General features: G+C 29.4%; 5 protein-coding genes. 4 read left to right on the top strand and 1 reads right to left on the bottom strand.

Annotation, left to right across the window (positions count from 1 at the left end; translation table 11 throughout):
• Window positions 1-49 precede the first annotated feature (49 nt).
• From AC30RD_RS06855 to AC30RD_RS06845, 3 genes are read left to right on the top strand one after another with little or no spacing between them, the layout of a single operon-like run.
• Window positions 50-544, top strand: coding sequence for an HIT family protein (locus tag AC30RD_RS06855; RefSeq protein WP_489493659.1), 495 nt, complete (start codon window positions 50-52; stop codon window positions 542-544).
• Window positions 537-884 carry a nucleotide pyrophosphohydrolase gene (locus AC30RD_RS06850; protein WP_489493658.1) on the top strand — a complete coding sequence of 116 codons (348 nt, stop codon included), beginning with the start codon at window positions 537-539 and terminating at the stop codon, window positions 882-884. The genes AC30RD_RS06855 and AC30RD_RS06850 overlap by 8 nt, the downstream gene beginning before the upstream one ends.
• Before the next feature lie 49 nt (window positions 885-933).
• Entirely contained in the window at window positions 934-1,698 is a 765-nt protein-coding gene (locus AC30RD_RS06845; protein WP_489493656.1) for a hypothetical protein, read from the top strand.
• Here AC30RD_RS06845 and AC30RD_RS06840 read toward each other — a convergent pair.
• Window positions 1,690-2,802, bottom strand: coding sequence for a pyridoxal phosphate-dependent aminotransferase (locus AC30RD_RS06840; protein WP_489493655.1), 1,113 nt, complete (start codon window positions 2,800-2,802; stop codon window positions 1,690-1,692). The genes AC30RD_RS06845 and AC30RD_RS06840 overlap by 9 nt on opposite strands.
• Before the next feature lie 247 nt (window positions 2,803-3,049).
• Between AC30RD_RS06840 and AC30RD_RS06835 the strand changes: the two genes are divergently transcribed.
• On the top strand, window positions 3,050-4,235 hold a 1,186-nt coding region (locus tag AC30RD_RS06835), incomplete at its 3' end, for an ATP-binding protein (RefSeq protein ID WP_489493653.1).

The raw sequence follows: 4,235 nt of genomic DNA, 5'->3' as shown, positions 1-4,235 counted from the left end.
TTATAAAAAACTCAAGGCCTTGCCTTGAGAGATTTTTAAGGAAAGATTTATGTTTGATATACTTTATGCTCCTTGGAGAAGCGAATATATTACGGATAAAAAGCCAAAAGGGTGTGTTTTTTGTCATATAAGTAAACATAGTGAGTTAGATGAGAAAAATCATGTTTTATATAGGGATGAATTTTGTTTTATAGTAATGAACAGATATCCTTATACTCCGGGACATTTTATGATAATACCTCATAAACATATAGACAATTTGGAAAATCTGGAAAAAGAGGCGTGGCTTAGGATCTGCGAACTTGCGCAAAAGGGCGTGAGACTTTTAAAAGAGGTATTAAAGGCTGAAGGAGTAAATATAGGTATGAACTTAGGAGTAGCTGGTGGTGCTGGAATCGCAGAACATATTCATCTTCATTTGGTGCCAAGATGGCAAAGGGATACAAATTTTATAACATCCGTTGCAAATACCAGAGTTTATAGCACAGATTTTGAAAAGATATATAAAAAATTGAAACAAAAAATAGGAGCATATTTTGGATAAAAGAGGAAGTCTATATGAGCTTCAAAGGCTTTTGGATGAATTTGTAAAAGAAAGAGATTGGCAAAAATATCACACACCTAAAAATCTATCTATGAGTATAGCTATCGAAGCGGCAGAACTAATGGAGCATTTTCAGTGGTGCGATAAGAAAGCTAATGAATTTAGCGAAGAAGAAAAAAAAGAGATTGCCCAAGAGATGGCTGATGTATTGCATTACCTTTTGAGGCTCTCCTCTGTTTTGGATATAGATCTGTATGAAGCTTCAAAAAGAAAAATAGCGAAAAATAGAGATAGATTTCCTATAGAGAGGGCAAAAACAATGAAAAAAAGCGGCTGTTAAAAACTATTTTATATATGTTAGAGTAAAATGGAAAAAAAAGGAGAAAAAAATGGTTGAAAAATCAAATATTGAGGCCTTAAAACTCGCACTTTTATTTTTTAAAGGAAATTATGCCCTCTCTTTCGCAGCGATTGCTATATTGTTGGTTTTAAGCTTTTTTTCAGTTATTCCTCTTATTGGTATTTTATTTGTTTTTGCTTATTCTATATTGGGATTTGCAATTGAGATCTATTTTGGAAAAGAGGTTTATAATATAAAAGATGAAAAAGAGATGGAGGAGATTGCCGCAAACACAAGGGTAGGGGACTTTTTGACAAAATATATAGCAGAAGCCACAGGAGCTTTTTTGGGACTATTTTTGATTTCGCTTGTTTTTATATTTATTTTTGTTTTAATTGCTTCAATTTTTGGCGGTTCTTTTACTATGAATGAGATAAAAGGTATGAGTGAACAAGAGATGATATTTTATATGATGGGAGCATTTTCGATTCCTTCATTTATGTTATTGATAGTTGGCGGTTTTTTGCTTTATGTATTTCCCGCAGTTATGGGAGAAGTTATTTTGTCTGAAGGTTTTAACGACTCTTTTAGAAAAACTCTCTTACTTATATCACCATCTTTTTGGAAAAAAACTTTTAATAAAAACTACTTTATTTTGATCGCTATTTGGTCTATTATAATCTTTTTGTTTGCAATAGTTTTAGTAATACTCTCCTCTACTGTTATTTTGTTGCCATTGGTTTTGATTGTTGCATATTTGTTGAGCCTTTATAATAGCGCAATATACGTTTTTGCTAAAGGGAGTTTAGAGTAGGTAGCTTTTTAGCCTTTCTACTCCCGTTTTTAAATTTTTTATATCTGTTGTATAGGAAAATCTTACAAAATTTTCTGTATTATTTTTTCCAAAATCTACTCCCGGGGTTAGAGCGACTTGTATATCTTTTAAAAGTTTTTTGGAAAATAAAAAGGCGTTATTACTATATTTTGAAATATCTGCCCAGATATAAAAAGCGCCTTGGGGTTTTATGGGGATTTTAAAAATATCTTTTAGATTTTCATATAAAAAATCTCTTCTTTTTTTAAAAATCTTATTAACATTTTCCAGATATTCATAATCAAAAGCTTCAATAGCTGCGTATTGGCTAAGGGTTGGAGGAGATATAAAAAGATTTTGGGCCATTATAATAGCTTTTCTTAGATATTTGTTTGGAACGATTATCCATCCTAAGCGAAATCCCGGCATACAAAAATATTTTGAAAAACCGTTTATAACGATCACGTTTTCGCTAAATTCTAAAGCGCTATGGACTTTGGACTCGTAAGTTAAACCGTGATATAACTCGTCAGATATAAATGCTATATTTTTCTCTTCACAATATTTTATCAGTTCTTTTAAACTCTCTTTTTCATAAATGTTTCCGGTAGGATTTGATGGATTTGATATTTGTAAAGCCTCCAATTTTTTATTTTTTAAATGATCTTTGGTTATGCAAAAATTGCTGTTTTTATCTACGTTTATAAAAAGGGGGTTGATATCTAAAATATAAGAGAAATTTTTATAAGATGGATAACCAGGATCGCTAAAACCCAATACTTTTTTATAATCCAAAACCAAAGAGTAAGCTAACAAAAAAGCTCCGCTAGTGCCCGGAGTTAATATTATATTTTTGCTATCTATTTTTATATTGTAGACTTTTTTATAATGCGCGGCAATTTTTTCTCTTAAAATTTCCAAACCCTCTGTTTGTGTATAAGCAAATCTATTTTCCTGTGTAGCTTTTAAAAGAGCCTCTTTTACTTTTAAAGATGGTAAAAGATCTGGCTGACCTATCTCAAAATGTATAACATCGTTATATTTTGCGGCCTCTTTAACGATATCCATAACTATAAATGGAGTTAAATCTTTTAATCTTTGCATAATTCTCCTTTTGTGAAATTATAGTAAAATTATCAAAAAAGTTTAATTTGGAAAAACGAGATTATAGAAAAATTCAAATTTTCAATAAAAGTTTAGTGCATCCAAGAGAGGTTTTTGCGCCTGCAATTAAATTATGGCCCAAGTGTGGTAGTAGCGTATAATCATCCAACATTGATGCAATTAAAAGCTAATTTATCCTTGAAAACAAGTATAAAAATATGTATAATTATCCTTATAAGGAAGGATAATGAAAGAGATTTTTAAACTTTTAATAACCGATTTTTTTGAAAAAGAGCTCAAAGTTATCAAAAGAGATTACAAAATTTCTACTGATACAAATAAAATCGTCTCTTTAGTTGGGATAAGGCGTAGCGGTAAAACCTATATTTTGTTCGATATTATCAATAGTTTGAGAAAAACTATCGATTATAGAAATATTATTTATATAAATTTTGAGGATGATAGACTATTTGGGGTAACTTTACAAGATTTGGACTCTTTGATAGAAGCATATTTTGAACTTTTTCCAAAAAAAAGGGAAGAAAAAATCTATATTTTTTTAGATGAAATTCAAGAGGTGAATAATTGGGAAAAGTTTGTAAGAAGAATCTATGATAATCTAAACGCCCAGATATTTATTACAGGTTCATCCTCTAATCTACTAAGTAAAGAGATAGCCACAAATTTAAGAGGTAGAACGATTACTTATGAGATTTTTCCACTAAGTTTCAAAGAATATTTAAAATTTAAAAATATTGAAATAAATTTATATTCATCAAAAAGCCTCTCTTTTATAAAAAACAGTTTTAATAGTTTTATAACTCAAGGAGGCTTTCCAGAAATCGCACTTGAAGAGAATGATGATATTAAAAAGAGAATTTTGAGCGATTATGTGGATTTAATTATCTTTAGGGATGTGGTAGAGAGATACAACATAAAAAATCTCACTCTCATAAAATTTTTAATAAGATATCTCTTTTCAAATCCCGCTACTCTTCTTAGTTTTAACAAACTTTATAACGAACTAAAATCACAAGCTTTTAAGCTTTCAAAAGATACTTTGTTTGAGTATTTTAGCTATCTTAACGATATCTATGCAGTTTTTTTAGCTCCTGTTTTTAAAAACTCTATAAAAAGCGAAATGAAAAATCCAAAAAAGATTTTTATTGTTGATAATGGATTTAACTATATCTTCAATACCTCTTTTTCTGTAGATTATTCAAAACTTTTTGAAAATATCGTTTTTTTGCACCTTAGAAGAAAATATATTGATATCTACTATTTTAAAGAAAAAAAAGAGATAGATTTTTTTATTCCTCAAAAGAGGCTTTTGATAAATGTTAGTTATAATATTGAGGATAAAGATACTTTTGTTCGAGAAATTGACTCATTACAAGAGGGTATGGAGTTTTTTGGCATAAAGGAAGCATATT

The organism is Nitrosophilus sp. (assembly GCF_982775275.1).
The sequence above is the reverse complement of the archived record's forward strand: the minus strand, read 5'-3'. Positions and strand labels throughout refer to the sequence as shown.

Bases quoted from the DNA above. Each gene is read 5' to 3' on its own strand.
- AC30RD_RS06855 (WP_489493659.1), top strand. From the start codon at position 50: ATGTTTGATATACTTTATGCTCCTTGGAGAAGCGAATATATTACGGAT.
- AC30RD_RS06845 (WP_489493656.1), top strand. From the start codon at position 934: ATGGTTGAAAAATCAAATATTGAGGCCTTAAAACTCGCACTTTTATTT.
- AC30RD_RS06840 (WP_489493655.1), bottom strand. From the start codon at position 2,802: ATGCAAAGATTAAAAGATTTAACTCCATTTATAGTTATGGATATCGTT.